The sequence below is a fragment of the Roseofilum sp. Guam genome, assembly GCF_017746735.1.
Lineage (GTDB): Bacteria > Cyanobacteriota > Cyanobacteriia > Cyanobacteriales > Desertifilaceae > Roseofilum > Roseofilum reptotaenium.
In genome coordinates, this window is sequence record NZ_JAGHZN010000016.1 from 1 (window position 1) to 17065 (window position 17065).

At 44.2% G+C, this 17065-nt stretch carries 12 protein-coding genes and 1 tRNA gene; 8 read left to right on the plus strand and 5 right to left on the minus strand.

From position 1 onward, the window contains the following. Positions 1 to 13: 13 nt before the first annotated feature. From J7529_RS07590 to J7529_RS07600, 3 genes are all read right to left on the minus strand, one after another. Positions 14 to 1258, minus strand: coding sequence for a hypothetical protein (locus J7529_RS07590; protein ID WP_318728485.1), 1245 nt, complete (start codon positions 1256 to 1258; stop codon positions 14 to 16). A gap of 508 nt (positions 1259 to 1766) precedes the next feature. Beyond that, entirely contained in the window at positions 1767 to 3182 is a 1416-nt protein-coding gene (locus J7529_RS07595) for a hemolysin family protein (RefSeq protein WP_318728486.1), read from the minus strand. Continuing rightward, on the minus strand, positions 3183 to 3869 hold the full coding sequence (locus J7529_RS07600; RefSeq protein ID WP_318728487.1) for a hypothetical protein: 687 nt from the start codon (positions 3867 to 3869) through the stop codon (positions 3183 to 3185). A 214-nt stretch (positions 3870 to 4083) separates the two neighbouring features. On the opposite strand from J7529_RS07600, the gene J7529_RS07605 reads away from it, so the two are divergent. Next, positions 4084 to 4156 (plus strand) — tRNA-Met (locus tag J7529_RS07605). A 93-nt stretch (positions 4157 to 4249) separates the two neighbouring features. On the opposite strand, the gene J7529_RS07610 is transcribed toward J7529_RS07605, so the two are convergent. Together J7529_RS07610 and J7529_RS07615 are read right to left on the minus strand one after the other, a co-directional pair. Continuing rightward, positions 4250 to 4762: a hypothetical protein gene (locus J7529_RS07610; protein WP_318728488.1), complete on the minus strand. Its 513-nt coding sequence runs from the start codon at positions 4760 to 4762 to the stop codon at positions 4250 to 4252. A 49-nt stretch (positions 4763 to 4811) separates the two neighbouring features. Then, on the minus strand, positions 4812 to 5954 hold the full coding sequence (locus J7529_RS07615; RefSeq protein ID WP_318728489.1) for an AbrB family transcriptional regulator: 1143 nt from the start codon (positions 5952 to 5954) through the stop codon (positions 4812 to 4814). 471 nt (positions 5955 to 6425) lie between these two features. On the opposite strand from J7529_RS07615, the gene J7529_RS07620 reads away from it, so the two are divergent. The 7 genes from J7529_RS07620 to J7529_RS07650 all read left to right on the plus strand — a co-directional run bounded on the left by J7529_RS07620 (position 6426) and on the right by J7529_RS07650 (position 17061). Further along, complete coding sequence (locus J7529_RS07620) at positions 6426 to 6854, plus strand: esterase-like activity of phytase family protein (RefSeq protein WP_318728541.1); 429 nt, start codon at positions 6426 to 6428, stop codon at positions 6852 to 6854. 10 nt (positions 6855 to 6864) lie between these two features. Beyond that, entirely contained in the window at positions 6865 to 7626 is a 762-nt protein-coding gene (locus J7529_RS07625) for a response regulator (RefSeq protein WP_318728490.1), read from the plus strand. A gap of 25 nt (positions 7627 to 7651) precedes the next feature. Continuing rightward, positions 7652 to 8905 (plus strand): hybrid sensor histidine kinase/response regulator, encoded by a 1254-nt coding sequence (locus J7529_RS07630; protein ID WP_318728491.1) that lies wholly within the window; start codon positions 7652 to 7654, stop codon positions 8903 to 8905. Positions 8906 to 9040: 135 nt separating this feature from the next. Then, positions 9041 to 10495, plus strand: coding sequence for an ABC transporter substrate-binding protein (locus J7529_RS07635; RefSeq protein ID WP_318728492.1), 1455 nt, complete (start codon positions 9041 to 9043; stop codon positions 10493 to 10495). 104 nt (positions 10496 to 10599) lie between these two features. Beyond that, positions 10600 to 13296: an ATP-binding protein gene (locus J7529_RS07640; RefSeq protein ID WP_318728493.1), complete on the plus strand. Its 2697-nt coding sequence runs from the start codon at positions 10600 to 10602 to the stop codon at positions 13294 to 13296. Next, the gene (locus tag J7529_RS07645) at positions 13293 to 15749 is read left to right on the plus strand and encodes an ATP-binding protein (RefSeq protein ID WP_318728494.1); all 2457 of its coding nucleotides are present in this window, start codon (positions 13293 to 13295) and stop codon (positions 15747 to 15749) included. Before J7529_RS07640 ends, J7529_RS07645 begins: the two co-directional genes overlap by 4 nt. Positions 15750 to 15891: 142 nt before the next feature. Beyond that, the gene (locus J7529_RS07650) at positions 15892 to 17061 is read left to right on the plus strand and encodes an ABC transporter substrate-binding protein (RefSeq protein ID WP_318728495.1); all 1170 of its coding nucleotides are present in this window, start codon (positions 15892 to 15894) and stop codon (positions 17059 to 17061) included. Positions 17062 to 17065: the final 4 nt, after the last annotated feature.

Genomic DNA, 17065 nt, shown 5'->3' on the forward strand with positions numbered 1-17065 from the left:
TCTCGATTCTATTCTAGCTTCCAATCCTAGGGAGGTCGTCATTTCCTCCCAGGAGTTCATTGAGTCTGGCGTTTTCCTTCTTCAGGAAGAGAATGGTTTCTTCTGCTTGCTGTAGCTTCTGTTTAAGTTCAGCAATTTCAGCTTCTTTGGAGATAGGAGTCATGAGCAAATCAATTTCAGCATCAGCAGTTAGGTGTTCATTGTACCTATCATTCATGTCTCCAGAGTGTCCCAGGGAAAGTGCGCGTTGGTCGCGCGTTAAGCCAGAGAGTTTGCCATGATGGTTAGCCAAGTGCCGTAAGGCATGAGTTTGGGTGAACCCTTCCCCTACTTGGTCAACATACCTATCTAATTGACCCCGCATAGCATCAGAGTACAATCCTTTCAGATTGTCTGGTTTAGTATCAGGGCTTGGGGATTTATCGGGGAATTTTACGTTAGCATCTTTAATCCCCAGCATTTCAACCAAATTAGGGTAATTGGGATGCACCATCGGTCGGGCGATTCTATTAGAAGTCTTCACTGTAATATAGTGACGCTTTCCACTGGTATCAGTCACCCAAAATCCATCACCAATAATGACAATATTTTCATCATTGGTTGGGTCATAGAGTGCCTTAATTACACGGTTGCCACGTTTGACAGGTTTATCAAGATTCTGAATGGCTTTGAATTCAGAGCAACGGAAACCGTAAAGTAGGTTAAAGCAAATAGCCTTGAACCATGACCGACGGGATTCAATGTTATTTCGTTGAGCTTTGGTCAATTCATAGCCATTGAGTCCTAAAACTCTAGCCCTAAAATCTAGGAAAGTTTCAAGGTCAATGACTTGCTGTTTGGTCTTTTCAACTACTCGGATAGTTCCAAAATGCTTGGAAACTTTAGCTAATTCTCCATCAAGTTGGGTATCTCTTAAAAGTTTCAGAACACCGGTATAAGCATTCCTGAAACCTTTGGAACACAAGGTTTGATTACCAGAGATGGATTTAATCAACTGTCCCCAGTTTTGAATGACTTCAGAGATGATATTTTCTCCAGTTAGCCTAAGTTCTAAGTTGAGCTTGGCGTAATGCTTTCCATAGGTTAAATGGTAGTTTGCTAGAGTGTTGGTTTTTAATTTCTCCTCACTCCTATCCCTACCACATTTGTCATAGCCATTGATGTAATTGTTCTTCACAATCTCAATGGCATCGCCGATGGTAATGATGTCATTCTCAAGAGAAACAGCTCCCTTGATTTCCACTTCATACCATGACAAAAATTCAGACTCTGTTTCAATTTCTTTGAGTTTGTCAAAGACTGCTAGGGCTTTCGCTAAGGCGTTGATGCACCCATCGCGAGTGAAGTCCTCGTTACACGAATTGTTAACCGTTGCTGGTTTGGTAGCTGTTTTGAACCGGAGATACAGTCGGTTACCGCTACTGAATCCGAATACCCTTGGGAGTTGACTTCTGAGAAGCCTTGAGGTAAGCCCTCACTAGCTCATGGTCTACCAATTTGGATACTTCGATAGAGTTAGAGTGAAAATACTCATCAACCAGACTCCGCGCCTGTCTTATATAGGTGTCCATGTTCAACACATTTTCAACACATTTTCAAGGTTCAGTGTGTTGAATGTATGTCGGACAAGAGTTACAGCCACTCCGATCAGGTGAGTGGCTGATTAGGACTTGGGTTCGAGACCCGTCAGTCCCGCTTTAAGTTCTCGATTGTTCGATAGGGCGATCGCCCCTGTCTTGCTGTTCAGCAGGCCTGAAATTCCTCTTTTATTCTTCTAAGGGGGAAGGAGGGTTAAGCAACTGCTCATCACGACGGATGCGAATTTGGTCTAAGCGCGGCCCTTCCGCTTTAATGACGGTAAACTCTAGAGTCTCATAATTGAGGACTTCTCCCACATTCGGGATTTTTTGTAGTTGGGTAATCACAAATCCCCCCAAAGTTTGATAATCATCATCAAGGGGTAAATCCAAATTCAGCATATCGTTGGCTTCTTCAATATCTAATTGCGCTTGCACCAGATAGGTTTGTTCATCGAGCTGTTGGATGAGAGGTTCTTGACCATTATCTGGTTCTTCCGTATCGCCGATAATTTCGGCTACGATATCCTGAATGGTAATTAATCCCGCTGTTCCGCCAAACTCATCAACAACAATGACCATCGCTTGGTGCGATCGCTGCATCAATCGCAATAATTCCAACACTGGAGTATTTTCTTGCACAAATCGTGCCGGACGTACCCAGGCTTGAATCGCCGTTTCTGGGGATAAATCTCCCTTTGCTAAAGGGCCCGCTAATTGTTTAAAGTTAACAATCCCCCGAATATCATCTAGGGAATCCGCCATTACCGGATAGCGAGAATGCCCTGTTTTTGCCACTTCATCAAGCAAATCTTGAAACATGGCATCATAGGAAATACTCTCAATGCTGGTGCGGGGAATCATTACATTTTCAGCCACTACTTCCCCAAATTCAAAGACATTATTGAGCAGTTCCCGCTCAGAAGCCTGTAAACCAATGGACTCAGTAGACGTACTGATAATGAGTTGTAACTCTTCTGGGGTAACACGGGTGTGCCAGGTTTGGGCAGAGTAGCGAACCCCCACCAAACCCAAGAGAAACCGGGTAGAGCGATTGAGTATGCAAACAAAGGGATTAAAAAAGCGGGCGATCGCCCAACTGGGTGGGCCTAAAACCCTAGCCAATTGCTCTGAATATAATAGGGCAACGGATTTCGGGCATAATTCCCCTAACACGATCTGCAAGTAAGCAATGATAATAAACGCTAGGGGAATAGAGAGGGAATGGGTTAAGCTTTGTCGGAGAGATGGAGAAAGGGGAGAATTCGAGAGCGCCTCTTGCAAAATTGTTGCCATCGTATTTTCCCCTATCCACCCTAGAGCTAAACTGGATAGGGTAATACCCAATTGGGTGGTTGAGAGGAGACGCTCTAGATTAGTGTGTAACTTTTGTACCGTTTGGGCAGGTACATCACCAGTAGAAACCAATTGTTGAATCCGCGATCGCCTCACGGAGACAATGGAAAACTCAGCCGTTACAAAAAAGGCATTAATCGCAATTAATAAGAAAACGGATAAGAGTCGAATGGAACCATCGGCAAAGGTTAATGCAGCCAGATGAAAGGGTATTCCCATAAATGGAGTGAACGGAATCTCTGTGTCCATTTAGCGAACAACTGGAATACCAGAAACTTGAAGATATAACTCTTCATCGGGATAATCGGTGAGCTTCATAGACAAGTGTTGAGCATCTGCCAACAGAGCCACCGGTACACTCACTTTACCGGAAAACTCTTTATGATTGGGGGGAACTTGGGATGGTAAACCCGAGGTTGTTGCCGTTAAAGAGCGCCCCCGATTGTCTGTAATATTCAAGAGACTATAAAGAAAGCGCACCATCTGGGGACTATCATTGCGAATTTTCACATCCAGTTCTAAATTATCCTGTTGTTGATAGGCAGCCGAGATTTCTAGGGTAACGCCTCGATCTTGAGTGGCGATCGGAAAACCGGGTAAACTGAGAGTCGGTTCCTTAGGTTCGGCGATCGCCTGCTGAGAAGAGTCTGGAGTGGGTTGGAAACTCTGTTCTTGTGACTCATTCGCCTCTTCACCCTCAATATAAGTATCCACTCGTTTTAAGATCTCCTCTTCCTCCAAAATTGGGACTGAAGTTTTACCCGTCGTTCCCGGTTGACGATTGACCATCGTGCTGGTGGGGCTAGAGTCCGGCTGAGTAATTCCCTTGAGCGCTTCGCGACCAATATTAAACCCTAGCGCCGCACTAATAATCCCCGCACCAAACATCATCGACAATAAAATTAACGTTAGCGCAACTGTAGAATTTAATCTCATCTTTGTCTACCTAGGTGTTCTCTGTATTTAGTCTATTCAGTCAGGATACTAATCATCCGATTAGTGTAAGCTAACTTGGGTAAAGTAACACAGACTTCTGCCCATTCCCTATTTTCTCGTTCTTCCAACCTTGTGCTAAGATAATGCATAAGATTGAGGTTGACACCAGAAGTACGTTCACTCCCTAAGTTTACTCTGAGTCTATCAATCTCTAGCGCCCTTGGCCGATTGGGGAGGCAGCGAACTCATAATTCGCCTTCAGACTGGTTCGATTCCAGTAGGGCGCAGCGAAACCCGACCTTAACTCACGAAGAGTTTAGAGTCGGGTTTCTTTGTTGATTGACCTTAGATTCCCTACAGAATGACTGCACCTTGTAAAGTTAAAAGAGCTGAGGTTCGGGAGCAGGAGGCGGTGGTGCTGGAGGTAAGGGAGCTACCGGAGGAGGAGAAAAAGGCACAAAGGGAGTAGGAGCAGGAGGGATCGGATTAGATTCTATGGACACACTGGGAGAAACCACTAAGTTTTGATCGAAGGGGTTATATAAATCTTGAGTGCGAACAATAGGCGTGCTGGTATTTTGCACTTGGGTAATATTTTTGTAGAGGATATGAACCAGTTGGGCACTCCGGCGAGTATTATGCTCGGAGAATCGAGGTAGGCCTAAAAAGTTTTGGACTTGACCAGTCAACGATCGCTGATAAAAGTAGTCTCCACCATTGCTATAGTAAGCTGCATCAAAGAGTTCGGGAATCGATTGGTAGACCACGGCTTGATCGGGTAGTACCGGATTCGGATCGGCATTAAACTGGGCATTCGCTTTAGATGCTAGGGTAAATACCCCAAGGGAAGCCAGTAGACCAAGGGAAATGAGAGTTTTGAGTCGAGTTAGCATGTGTACTACTCCTCACGATTTTTAGACAATCATAGCCGATCATCAGCGGTTAAACCCCTGGTTTAGCAGACAATAAAGAGGCCGCTAACCAAGGACTCAATAATAAAATCAGGAACATGCGGGTCATTTGCATCGCCACCACTAAGCCCACATTGCCACCAATTTCGATTACCGTGGCGGTTATTGCACTAATGCCTCCTGGGGTTGTGCCTAAAATAGCGGTTAAGGTGTCGATATGGGTCAATTGATGAAATTCATAGCCAATGCCTAGACAAACGGCAATTAAGATCATCACTAAACCCAATTGAATGACGACTGATTTCACCAGAGTTTGAGCAACTTGGCGATCGAATTTGAGACCGATGGATAATCCAAAGAGCAACAAACTGGCAGCAAAAATGGGATCGGGAACATGGAGGGGATAGGGAAGTATCCAGAAGGTCATTAAGCCTAGGAAAAAGGGGCCAAGAAAGACGGCGGCCGGCAATTTTATCCCCCTTCCTATGAAGAGACCGAAAACACCACAGACGGCTAAAATACCAAGGTTGAGAATCGGGGGAAGGGTTGCTGATGAGGTAGACATCTCCGGCAGAATCACGGGTTGACTGATCGTTTCGCCAGACGAGAAGGTGACAAGGGACGGTACAATCACAGATACCATGAGAATGCGTAGGTATTGCAGAAAGGCAACGGCGATCGCATCTCCTCCTAAATCTTCACTGAGGGCAACTAACGTTGGCCCTGCTCCCGGAATGCATCCTAAAAAACCTGTTGCTTTGTCTATTCCAGCCCAACGACTGAGAAGATAACCATTCAATACACTCAATATCCCTGTAATAGTTATACAGCCGAGCAGAGGCAGGGCATATTCTTTAGCTAAAACCAGGGTATCAAAGGAGAAACGGGTGGCCGTCGTCAGGGCAATAATCCCTTGACCGACAATGGAGAAAATCGGGGGGAGCGGTTGTGCTTCTCCTTTAAAAAGGGCATATATGAGACCAAAAATCATGGGGCCAACAAGCCAAGATACAGGAATATGGAGCTGGCTTAACACGACGGCGGTAAGAGAGGCGATCGCCACTAAACCAATATAAGATAAGCTATTTTTGAGCTTATGCTGAAGCATTTCCTCTGAGGAGAGCTGTTCTGGCTGATTGGGTTTGGGAACATCGACCATATCATTGAGGTTCATCAAAATTACTCTAGTCTCTTTCCTTGTACCAAATTTCGTAAAATATTGATAACGACTGGAGCAAAGGGTTCTAGTTTACTCTGTTGGGCCAGTTTGTTAATCACCCGTTCTAATATTTCTCCACTCTCTATTTGTAACGTCTTTGGATTGCCATATTGGTTCTAGATCAAGATACAGTAGTTTCTGCTATTTTTTTAGTCTTAACCCTCAATTTATCAATGATATCTTAACGCTGCCTTAAACTCGATCGGAAATAATAATGCTGTTTTTTCGTTAGATGATCGTGGTATTCGCATCGGCGGACTCTTTTCAGGATTAGATCATTCACTGAATGATCCAGATAATATATTTTATGCGATCGCTGATCGCGGCCCCAACGATCGCATCACTGTTTGCAATGAAAAACGCCGTACTTTTCCCGTGCCTGATTATACGCCAGTGATCTAAAAACTTTCCAGCAATAATGGACGGCTGGAATTCCTGGATGCAATTCCTATCCGCAACCAAGATGGAGAGCCAATCACGGGATTGCCGAATAACAGTAATGATGAAATTCCTTATGATTTTAGCGCCCAAGTCCGGTTAAATTTAAATCCCAATGGATTGGATACGGAAGGGATTACGCGATCGCCAGATGGCACATTTTGGCTCTGCGACGAATACAGCCCCAGTGTAGCCCATATCGCTGCCAATGGAACGATGGTGAGACGATTGGTTCCTGAAGGGGTATCCCTAAATGCCGCTACTGATGTGCGGCAAGTGTTACCAGCAATTTACACCAATCGCAGATTAAATCGAGGGTTTGAGGGTCTCGATCTTAATTTAACCGGCGATCGTCTATTTATCGCTCAACAACAAGGAGAAAAGCCGCCCACAGCGAAGCTAAAGGGCGGGGCTTGAAACCCAATTTTTGGGTCAAAGGAGTGAGTTTTCCTTCATCCTTGAACTTCCTGTAGTCGATAATTGGGTACAACAACATCAAGGGATTGAAGGCAGCGATAATGCTAGGCATCACTGGCGTAACCGCATGATCGGCTATGAAGGAGAACCCCGTAGCATCTTGATTATCGATGACCGTTGGGAGAATCGAGCCGTAGTCTCCAACCTCCTTGAACCCCTAGCTTTTGAGACCATTGAAGCAGAAAACGGAGAAGAAGGATTAAAACTCCTGCGGGAAAAACAGCCAGATTTAGTAATTACTGACCTCGCCATGCCTGTGATGGATGGTTTTGAGTTGATTAAACACATTCGTGCTGCTGAGGACTTGCACCATTATCAGATTGTAGTCTCCTCTGCATCTGTAGCCCAAGTAGATCAACAAAACGCGCTTCATGGAGGCGGAGATCGCTTCTTAGCCAAACCCGTTGATGCCAATACTCTCTTTGCCATAGTCTCGGAGTGTCTGGATTTACAATGGCTTTATGAAGAAAGAGAAGAAACTCAATCAGACGAAAACGAAGAAAGAATACAAGAGGATGATATGCTTGTTCCTCCAGTCAAAGACCTCAAAGCCTTGCTGATGGTTGTTCACCAAGCAGATACCAATGAAATCTGCCATGAAATTGGAACGTGGGATAGCCGCTATCAAGAGTTCGCTGTTCCTATCTTCGCACTTGCCGAAGAGTTTAAAATAGAAGAAATTGAGGAGTTTTTGCAACAGTATTTAGACTGAGAGAACGTTAACCAAGAGAATAATTATGTCAAATAAAGGACAAATTTTAGCGGTTGATGATACCCCCGCCAATCTAAAAGTCATTAGCGAAACCTTACACAATGCGGGATACACTGTTGCCACAGCTCTTGATGGCGATCGCGCTCTTAAACGCTTGCAACACTATCAGCCTGATTTAATTCTTCTTGATATCCAAATGCCTGGTATCGATGGTTTTGAAACTTGTCGCCGTCTCAAAGCAGATCCCCAAACCCAACATATCCCTGTTATTTTTATTACTGCACTGTCTGATGCTATCAATAAGGTTAAAGGATTGGAAATGGGGGGCGTTGACTATATCACAAAACCTTTCGATCATACCGAACTTTTAGCTCGCATTAAAGTTCACATCAATCTTAAAAAAACACAACTGCAATTAATTCAAGAATCAAAACTCTCGACCTTAGGCGAATTAGTGGCAGGAATTGCCCATGAAGTCAACAATCCCATTACATTTATCCATAGCAATCTTCAACATGCTGCTCAATATCATCGAGATATATTGTATCTTCTGGAATTATACGAAACTGAATATCAAAATTCATCTTCTTTGATTAAAGATTGGCAAGAAAATATTGATTTACCCTTCCTAAAACAAGATTATTTCGATTTATTGGAATCGATGCAAGTTGGAACCGAACGGATTAAAGGGATTGTGCTTTCTTTACGTTCATTTGCTAAACTCGACGAATCAGAATGGAAACAAGCGGATCTTCATGAGGGTTTGAACAATACGTTAATATTATTATCTCATCGCTTGCAGGCTAATTCCCATCGTAAAGCAATTACAATCAGCAAAGACTATGGAGAATTGCCTTTTATTTATTGCAATCTAGCTCAATTGAATCAGGTTTTTATGAATGTATTGGTCAATGCTATCGAAGCGATTGATGCCAAACATAGGAGTGAAAAAGAGTATTCAAAGGAATATCTAGATTCTCCTAAAATCAGTCTCCATACTGAAATAAACACAAGCAATAAAGAGCCATTTATTTGCATTAAAATTAAAGATAATGGAGTGGGCATTTCTCCTCAAATTAAGCGCCGAATATTTGAGCAATTTTTCACCACTAAATCCACAGGAAAAGGGACGGGATTAGGGTTGGCAATTGCCCGTCAAATTGTAACAGAAAAACAGGGTGGAACTATAACTTGTTCTTCAGAATTAGGACAGGGCACAGAATTGATAATTTCTCTTCCTTTGAAAAATATCAAGTCCGACTCAATAAATATCGCCTAAAACCCTTCAAGCCTGGTCAGCGCCACAACATGGCGCGATCGTCAATTTGGGGAATCAAGGGTTAATCCTCTGTCAACTCGAAAGCCCCCATACTCCTCTTCCTGAAACATCAAAAATGAGACAAGAGATTAAACTATGAAAAGACGTGATGTCTTGCGCTGGGGAACATTAGCTGCGTTGGGATGGAGTGCTACTTCTGCATTGAAAGCCTGCCGCCGTTTGTCCCAATCTTCTCTCCTTCAATTATCCCTCGAAGAGACGCGCGGTTTGGAATCGGCAGGTGTCATCGGAACCGATGCCTATTACTTTCTCAAAGATGTCGGAAAAACCTTTTCCGGCACAACTCTACGATTGATTATAGAAGATGTCCCTGCTACAAAAGCCGCGAGGGAATTAATGCAAGATGAATTTACTACCCTAACGGGAATCGACGTGCAATGGGATATATTACCCCTCGATCGCGTTCTGGGACGAATCGAGCAAGACATAGCTAGAGAAGCGGGAACCTACGACATCATGTATTGGGATCAAGCTTGGATCGGTCGTTTTGTCAATATTGGGGTCAATCCCAAAGAATTGCTGGAAAACAGTGAGCTGCGATATCCCAACTATGATTTTGAGGATTTTTTCCCGTCTTTGGTGGCTAATGTTGCATCTTATCAAGGAAACTTGGCTGCAATTCCCTACGACATCCCTATTTTTATTATGTTCTACCGCCCGGATGTTTTGGAAGAATTGGGGTTATCTGTTCCAACGACAATGATAGACTACTTGGCGACGATCAAAGCGATTAGCGAAGCCAAAGCGCCTCAAATCTATGGAACGCTAGGACAGTGGAAAGTAGGGCATTACAGCTTGCATTGTAGTATGACGGCTTGGTTATGGGCCCATGGTGGATCGATTTATTATGCAGATGGAACTCCCGCTATTAACGACGATCGGGCGATCGCCGGAATCGAATACATGCTCGCTCAACGACCCTATGCTCCTCCGGCTGCAACAACCTGGGATTGGTATGGGGAAGCAGAAGCCTTTCGCCAAGGTCGCGCCGCTATCATGATTTCTTGGGGAGAATGGTTTCCATGGTTTGAAAGCTCATCTGGCTCCCCAATATCGGGAAGAGTAGCAGTGGCTCCTTGTCCCCAAGAAGTTACCCTGCGTCCTGCCAGCGAATGCGGCTTTGGCGAAGTTCCGGGTATTAGCCATCAAGGAGGGAGTAGCCTGGCACTCTCTCGTTATAGCAAAAACCAAGAGGCAGCATGGGTATTTCTACAATGGCTCACCAGTCCTGATGTCATTACCCGCACGGCGATTCTGAGTCAAACCAACAGCGTTCGCCGCAGCACCTACAATGATCCTCGACTACAACTTGGGTTTGGAGCTAACCCCCAGGTGACTAATTATTTTGATGTCACTCTGGATGCCATTGAAAATCGTATGGGAACGGAACCTCACCTTCCCAATTGGATCGATCTGGGTTTCAATCGCTTTCCCATAGAACTGGGAAAATTAATGACCGACCAACAAAGCATTAAAACAACTGTGTGCAACATGGCAGAAGCTGCTGCTCGAGCAACGGAAGCCCTTTAAAATAGCGCTTCACGCTGGGGAGTGGGGAGTGGGTAATGAGGAAAGACCCAACTCCTGACTTCCGATTCCCGATTCCCTAGCGCGTAGCGCTTGAATTGAAAATCATGAAAGCTCTCTCTCTCGAACATTTCTTTAATCACTACAGTTTGCGCCATCAACTGTTAGGCGTGTTTTGCTTTATTGCTCTAACTCCCCTGGCAGGATTTGCTTGGTGGAATTACCACACTACACGGACAGACTTGATTGAATCTGCCAATCAATCCCTTAATACTGCTGCGTCCCAAACGGTAGTTATTCTTGATGTATTGATGCGCACTAATTTAACCGCTATTGCTACGGAAGCGCAACAAGAAACTTTTGCTACTTATTTGAGTACACCCAATTCTATCCTGAAAGAGCAAGCTCTGAACAGCTTAAATATCTTGATGGCGAAAGATAAAGTCTTTTTAGTGTCCTATGCTCTGCTCGATACCAATGGCCAGAACCTCCTTGATACTTACTCCCTTCAGACCGGACAAGATGAATCGGATCGCGATTATTTCCAAATTGCTCTCGAAACGGGAGAACCGATGGCTTCCAACATCGAATTTTCTGAGGTTGATGGCCAACCTTACCTCTATTTCAGCCAGTCTATCCGCGATCGCCAAACGGGAGAAGTAATGGGTGTCCTACGCAGTCAGTACAGCGCGGCTAAACTTCAACATCTCATACTCGAACATGAGAATTTAGCGGGTTCTCTTTCGTTTGCTCTCTTACTCGATAACCACAATTTGCGCTTGGCCCAAGGCTATCGCGATGATGGTGGCTTGCCTCAAGAACTGCGCTTTCAGTTCCTTGCCCCTCCCGAATCGGAAACGATTCAGGAGCTACAGGCCATGTATCGCTTGCCTTCATCCCTACCTACCGATCTCGCAACTCAACTGACACAATTTGACGAATTTTCTGCTAATTTTAACCCCGATCGCCCCTACTTCACGACCATTCTTTCCCAAGAAAAGAATATAGAATATGCTGGAGCGATCGCACTGAGCCAAATCCAACCGTGGAAAGTTGCTTATTTGCGCCCAAAATCCGTTTTCCTCCAACCGATAAACACTCAAACCCGCAATAACCTCATTCTCGCCTTGGGAACGACCCTTGCCGCTATTGGGGTAGGATTTGGTATGGCCAATGTAATTTCGTCTCCTATTCGACGATTGACGGCGATCGCCAAGCAAATCACCGATGGCAATTTAAACGCTCATGCCGACATTGTATCGGACAATGAAATTGGCGAATTAGCTCGCACGTTCAATACTATGACTGCACAACTGCGTTCTTCCATTGATACTCTCGAACAACGAGTACGAGAGCGAACCTTGGAATTGCAAGTGGCCAAAGAAGAAGCCGATTCAGCCAATCACGCCAAGAGCGAATTCCTGGCCAACATCAGCCACGAACTTCGCACGCCTCTAAATGGCATTCTTGGCTACGCTCAAATTTTGTCCTACACCGAACTCCCTACGCAACAACAACGGGATGGAGTGAATATCATTCATCAATGTGGCACTCATTTGCTCAGTCTGATTAATGATGTTTTAGACCTCTCTAAAATTGAAGCTCGCAAACTGGAGTTAGTCCCTAAACCTCTTCATCTCCCTTCCTTTTTACAAAACCTGGCGCAGATGTGCCAAATTCGCGCTCAACTGAAAGGACTTGAATTTATCTATCAAACCAGTTCCCGTCTCCCAGAGAGCGTATCCATCGACGACAAGCGACTGCGACAAGTCTTGCTTAATCTGCTTGGGAATGCCATCAAATTTACTGAGCGCGGTTCGGTGAGGCTATTGGTGGATGTGGTGGAGTTGTCCGAAACCAAAGCAACCCTACTGCTTCAAGTAAGGGATACAGGGGTAGGGATCGCCCTAGAAGATAGGACGAAACTGTTTGAAGCGTTCGAGCAGGTTGGCGATGTCCAGAAAAAAGCGGAAGGAACTGGACTGGGCCTAGCCATTTCTGAACGCATTGTCCATCTTATGGGAGGACAAATCAAGGTCAAAAGTGAACTTGGCCAAGGCAGTGAATTTTCCTTCACCCTTGATCTTCCCTTAGTTGATAATTGGGTACAAACCTACCGAGGGATTGAAAGCAACCCTCGCATTATTGGCTACAAAGGAGAACCCCGTAGCATCCTGATTATCGATGACCATTGGGAGAATCGAGCTGTCCTTTCTAACCTCCTCAATCCCCTCGGCTTCACAACTCTTGAGGCAGAAAATGGAGAACAAGGGTTAAAAATGCTGCGGGAGCAACAATTAGATTTAGTAATCACTGACCTTGCCATGTCCGTGATGGATGGTTTTAAATTGCTCCAACACATTCGCACTACGGAGGACTTGAAACACTACAAGATTGTTGTTTCTTCGGCATCTGTTACCCAGGCTGACGAGCAAAAGGCCCTGGATGGGGGTGGCGATCTCTTCTTAGCCAAACCCATCAATGTAAAGGATCTCTTTGCCACACTCTCGGAATGTTTGCATTTAGAATGGCTATACGAAGAGCAAGAAGAATCAAACTTTTCACCAAAAAGTAGCAGACGACGGGCAGAAAGGGGAAATATACTTATTCCTCCTCCCGAAGACCTCAAGGTATTAATCGATCTTGCTCTCACCGCCGATCTATTCAGCATCTGCGATCGACTGGAAAGGTTGGATAGCTGCTATCAAGAGTTTGCTGCTCCTCTTCTTGAACTGACCAAAGAGTTTAAAATCGAACAAGTTGAGACGTTATTAAAACAATACCTAGATCAACCAAAAGAATGAACATCAGAAAATATGCACCAGAATCTTTATCTACATTGACGTTCAAATTTATGCATAAACAAAACTATATTCGCACTCTCATGTTTTCTCGAATTCGCATTCTTTTAATCATAGTCTTTGGTTTATCTGGTATTTTTTTTATGGAGCTTGCCAAAGCAAGACAAACCATAAAGGTCGGGTTCACAGATAACCCTCCTGGTGTTTTTTTGGATGAGAGTGGAGTCCCTAAAGGATTATTTGTCGATTTATTAGAAGAAATTGCCAGACGAGAGAAATGGGATATTGAATATATACATGAAGATTGGAAAATCTTAATCAAAAAGTTAGAGAATGATGAGATTAACTTACTGGCTTCTATTTCTTATTCAGAAAAACGAGACCAAATTTTTGATTTTGTTCATGAACCTGTAGCTGTTAAGTGGGGGACGGTTTATGTCGCACCGAATAGCGATATAAAAATTTTACCTGATTTAGACCGAAAGCGAGTTGCCGCAGTTTCAGGAAGTATCCACAATCGTAATTTCAAGGCAATGACTCGTGATTTTGGGATTCAACCTGAAGTAATTGATGTAGCAGAAGCACCAACAGTTTTAGAATTAGTAGAAAGTGGAGAAGTAGATGCTGGGGTTATTAATAGCACGTTCGGATATCTTGAAGAAGAAAAGTATCGAATTGAAAGAACTGCTATCGTTTTTCATCCAACTCGCTCGACGTTTGCTACTCCAGAAAATAAATATGCTGATCTTCGTGAAACGATTGATGGTTATCTCAAGCAATGGAAAGAAGATCGACAATCTATTTATTATGAGTCTTATAATAATTGGTATGGAGGCAAAGAATTAGTCAAGGAAACTATTCCTAAATGGTTGATTTTTGTAGCCATGGGAGGAACGACAGGTGTTATCGTTATTTTCTGTTGGAATCAAACCCTCACGCGGGAGATTGAACAGCGCAAAGTCTTAGAAGCTGAATTGCAAGCGGCAAAAGAAAAAGCAGAAGTTGCTAATCAAGCCAAAAGTGCTTTTATTGCTAACATGAGCCACGAATTGCGAACTCCCCTCAATGGTATCCTTGGCTATGCCCAAATCTTAGAGCGATCTCGTGTTTTACCCCCGAGAGAAAAAAAGCAGGTGGATGTTATTTATCAATGTGGTTATCATCTGCTAACTTTAATTAATGATATTCTCGATCTGGCAAAAATCGAAGCTCGAAAACTGGAAATATTGCCGGTTCCTGTCCATTTCCCTGCTTTACTCCAAAGTGTTGTAGAAATGTGCAAAATCAAAGCTGAACAAAAAGGTCTTGATTTTATTTATCAACCCAGTACCCGCTTGCCAGATGGCATTTCTATTGATCAAAAACGTCTGCGTCAGGTTCTGATTAATTTGCTCGGTAATGCCATTAAGTTTACTGATTCGGGTACTGTTACCCTGCGAATCGATGTATTGCAACAATCTGAGACAGATACTAAGCTTTTCTTTCAAGTCACGGATACTGGAGTCGGTATCACTGAAGGGGATCTGGCTAAACTGTTTGAAGAATTTGAACAGGTCGGCGATCGCCAAAAACAATCAGAAGGCACTGGACTCGGACTCGCCATCTCTCAGCGTATTGTGAATCTGATGGGGGGAACCATTGAAGTGAAAAGTCAACTGGGTCAAGGCAGTGAATTCTCTTTTGTTATTGATGTCCCCAGAATAGAGGATTGGGCACAAAAACAGAGGGAAATTCACCAGAGCGATAATGCTGGACATCGCTGGTGTGATAATGCTGGACATCACTGGCGCGATCGCATTATCAGCTATGCAGGAGAACATCGGACTATCCTGATTGTCGATGACCGTTGGGAAAATCGCGCTGTGGTGTCCAACCTCATCGAACCCCTGGGATTTGAAACCCTTGAGGCAGAAAATGGAGAAGAAGGGTTAAAACTCCTGCGGGAAGAGCAACCCGATTTATTGATTACTGACCTTGTCATGCCTGTAATGGATGGCTTTGAATTGCTCAAACGCATTCGGGCTGCCGAGGACTTACGGCATTATAAGATCGTTGTCTCCTCTGCATCTGTCACCCCAGCCGACCAACAAAAAGCCCTTGATGAAGGTGGCGATCGCTTCTTAGCCAAACCTGTCGATGCTCAGGATCTCTTGGTAGTACTCTCGGAATGTCTGAATTTAGAATGGCTTTACAACGAGCAAGAAAAATCAGAAATATTGTCAAGAAACCAACAAGGGGTACAAACGGGAGATATACTTATTCCTCCCCCTGAGGACCTCAAAATATTAATCGATCTTGCTCTCAAAGCCGATCTATTCAGTATCTGCGATCGACTGGAAAAATTGGATAGCTCCTATCAAGAGTTTGTTGCTCCTCTTCTCGAACTTGCCGAAGAGTTTAAAATAGAAGAAATTGAGACTTTATTGCAACAATATTTATCACAAGATGTGATTTAGGTGCATGGTAGCTTTACACCCGCTTTTAGGATAGTTGCTATAGCCGTAAAAGGGAGAGTTAGGAAATGTTCTATTGCCATTCGTTCCTATTCTCTATTTTGTTAAACTTTAATTATGATGAAAACAAAGAACACGAGTATTTATGCTTAAAAGCTATCCTGATAAAGCAAGCGCGAAACCCGGTTTTTTATTTTTGCAAGGAATATTATTCTTCTTCATCTTCACTTTTGTTCTACCTGGTTGTCAATCCCAACCCGAAGAACCCATTGCCCAAGAATCGGCGACAACCCATAGTGATGGAACGGGGATTGTCACGGGAGATACCTCCGATATGAAAATTGCCCTATCCATGTCCTTTTTGGATCGTTCAACCTATCGAACAACCAGTGTAGAAGCCTTTGAAAAAGCCGCTCGCCAAGCGAAAAAGCAAGGATTGCTTGCTGAGTATGTTGTTTTGGATGCAGAGCGAAGCACTGAGAAACAAATCAAACAGGTTCAACAATTGGTTGACGAGGGATACAATGCCATTGTGATGGAAGCCGCTTCAGTAACCGCACTCAACCCTGCTGTGAGATCGGCTTGCGAAGCAGGGGTGATTATCATTGGTGCGGGAAATACCCTCAGCGAACCCTGTGCTTACAATATCACCAATGTATGGAATGATTACGGTGCCCTGCAAGCCACCTATCTCGGCAACCGACTCAAACAAGGGAATCTCTTAGAAGTTCGAGGACTCAAAGGAGCCAGCGCGGATAGTGATATTAGCGCTTCTCTGCGTGCCGGTTTAATGACCTTCCCTGACCTCAACATTGTGGCTTCCGTTTACGGTAGTTGGACTCAAGAAATTGCTCGAGAGGAAGTTGAAAAAGTTCTTCCTTCTCTTCCCTCTATTGATGCTGTGGTCACTCAGGGGGGAGATGGCTATGGTGTTGCCCAAGCCTTTGCTGCCACCGATCGCCCCCTGCCCATTATTCTCATGGGCAATCGTTATAAAGAATTAAAATGGTGGCAAGAACAGCGAGATGCCAATGGATATCAAACCGTTTCCGCAGCAGGAACCCCAGGAGCAACTGGTGCAGCCGTGTGGATCGCCCAACAAATTTCAGCCGGCAAGGAAGTCCCTAAATTTCTAGAACTCCCACTTTTGATCGTCGATGAAACGACATTAGATGCTTGGTTAGCCGTTACCCCGGAAAATCGAGTTGCGGATGCAGAATACACCCTCGAGTGGATAGTCAAATTAATTGATGCACACATTGCTGGAGATCCTCTACCGCCCAATCCCATTCCTGAGATGGTACCTGAATCTTAAACAG

Coding starts and splice junctions, on each gene's coding strand:
- J7529_RS07595 (WP_318728486.1), bottom strand. CDS start 3,182: ATGGACACAGAGATTCCGTTCACTCCATTTATGGGAATACCCTTTCAT.
- J7529_RS07600 (WP_318728487.1), bottom strand. CDS start 3,869: ATGAGATTAAATTCTACAGTTGCGCTAACGTTAATTTTATTGTCGATG.
- J7529_RS07610 (WP_318728488.1), bottom strand. CDS start 4,762: ATGCTAACTCGACTCAAAACTCTCATTTCCCTTGGTCTACTGGCTTCC.
- J7529_RS07615 (WP_318728489.1), bottom strand. CDS start 5,954: ATGAACCTCAATGATATGGTCGATGTTCCCAAACCCAATCAGCCAGAA.
- J7529_RS07630 (WP_318728491.1), top strand. CDS start 7,652: ATGTCAAATAAAGGACAAATTTTAGCGGTTGATGATACCCCCGCCAAT.
- J7529_RS07635 (WP_318728492.1), top strand. CDS start 9,041: ATGAAAAGACGTGATGTCTTGCGCTGGGGAACATTAGCTGCGTTGGGA.
- J7529_RS07640 (WP_318728493.1), top strand. CDS start 10,600: ATGAAAGCTCTCTCTCTCGAACATTTCTTTAATCACTACAGTTTGCGC.
- J7529_RS07645 (WP_318728494.1), top strand. CDS start 13,293: ATGAACATCAGAAAATATGCACCAGAATCTTTATCTACATTGACGTTC.
- J7529_RS07650 (WP_318728495.1), top strand. CDS start 15,892: ATGCTTAAAAGCTATCCTGATAAAGCAAGCGCGAAACCCGGTTTTTTA.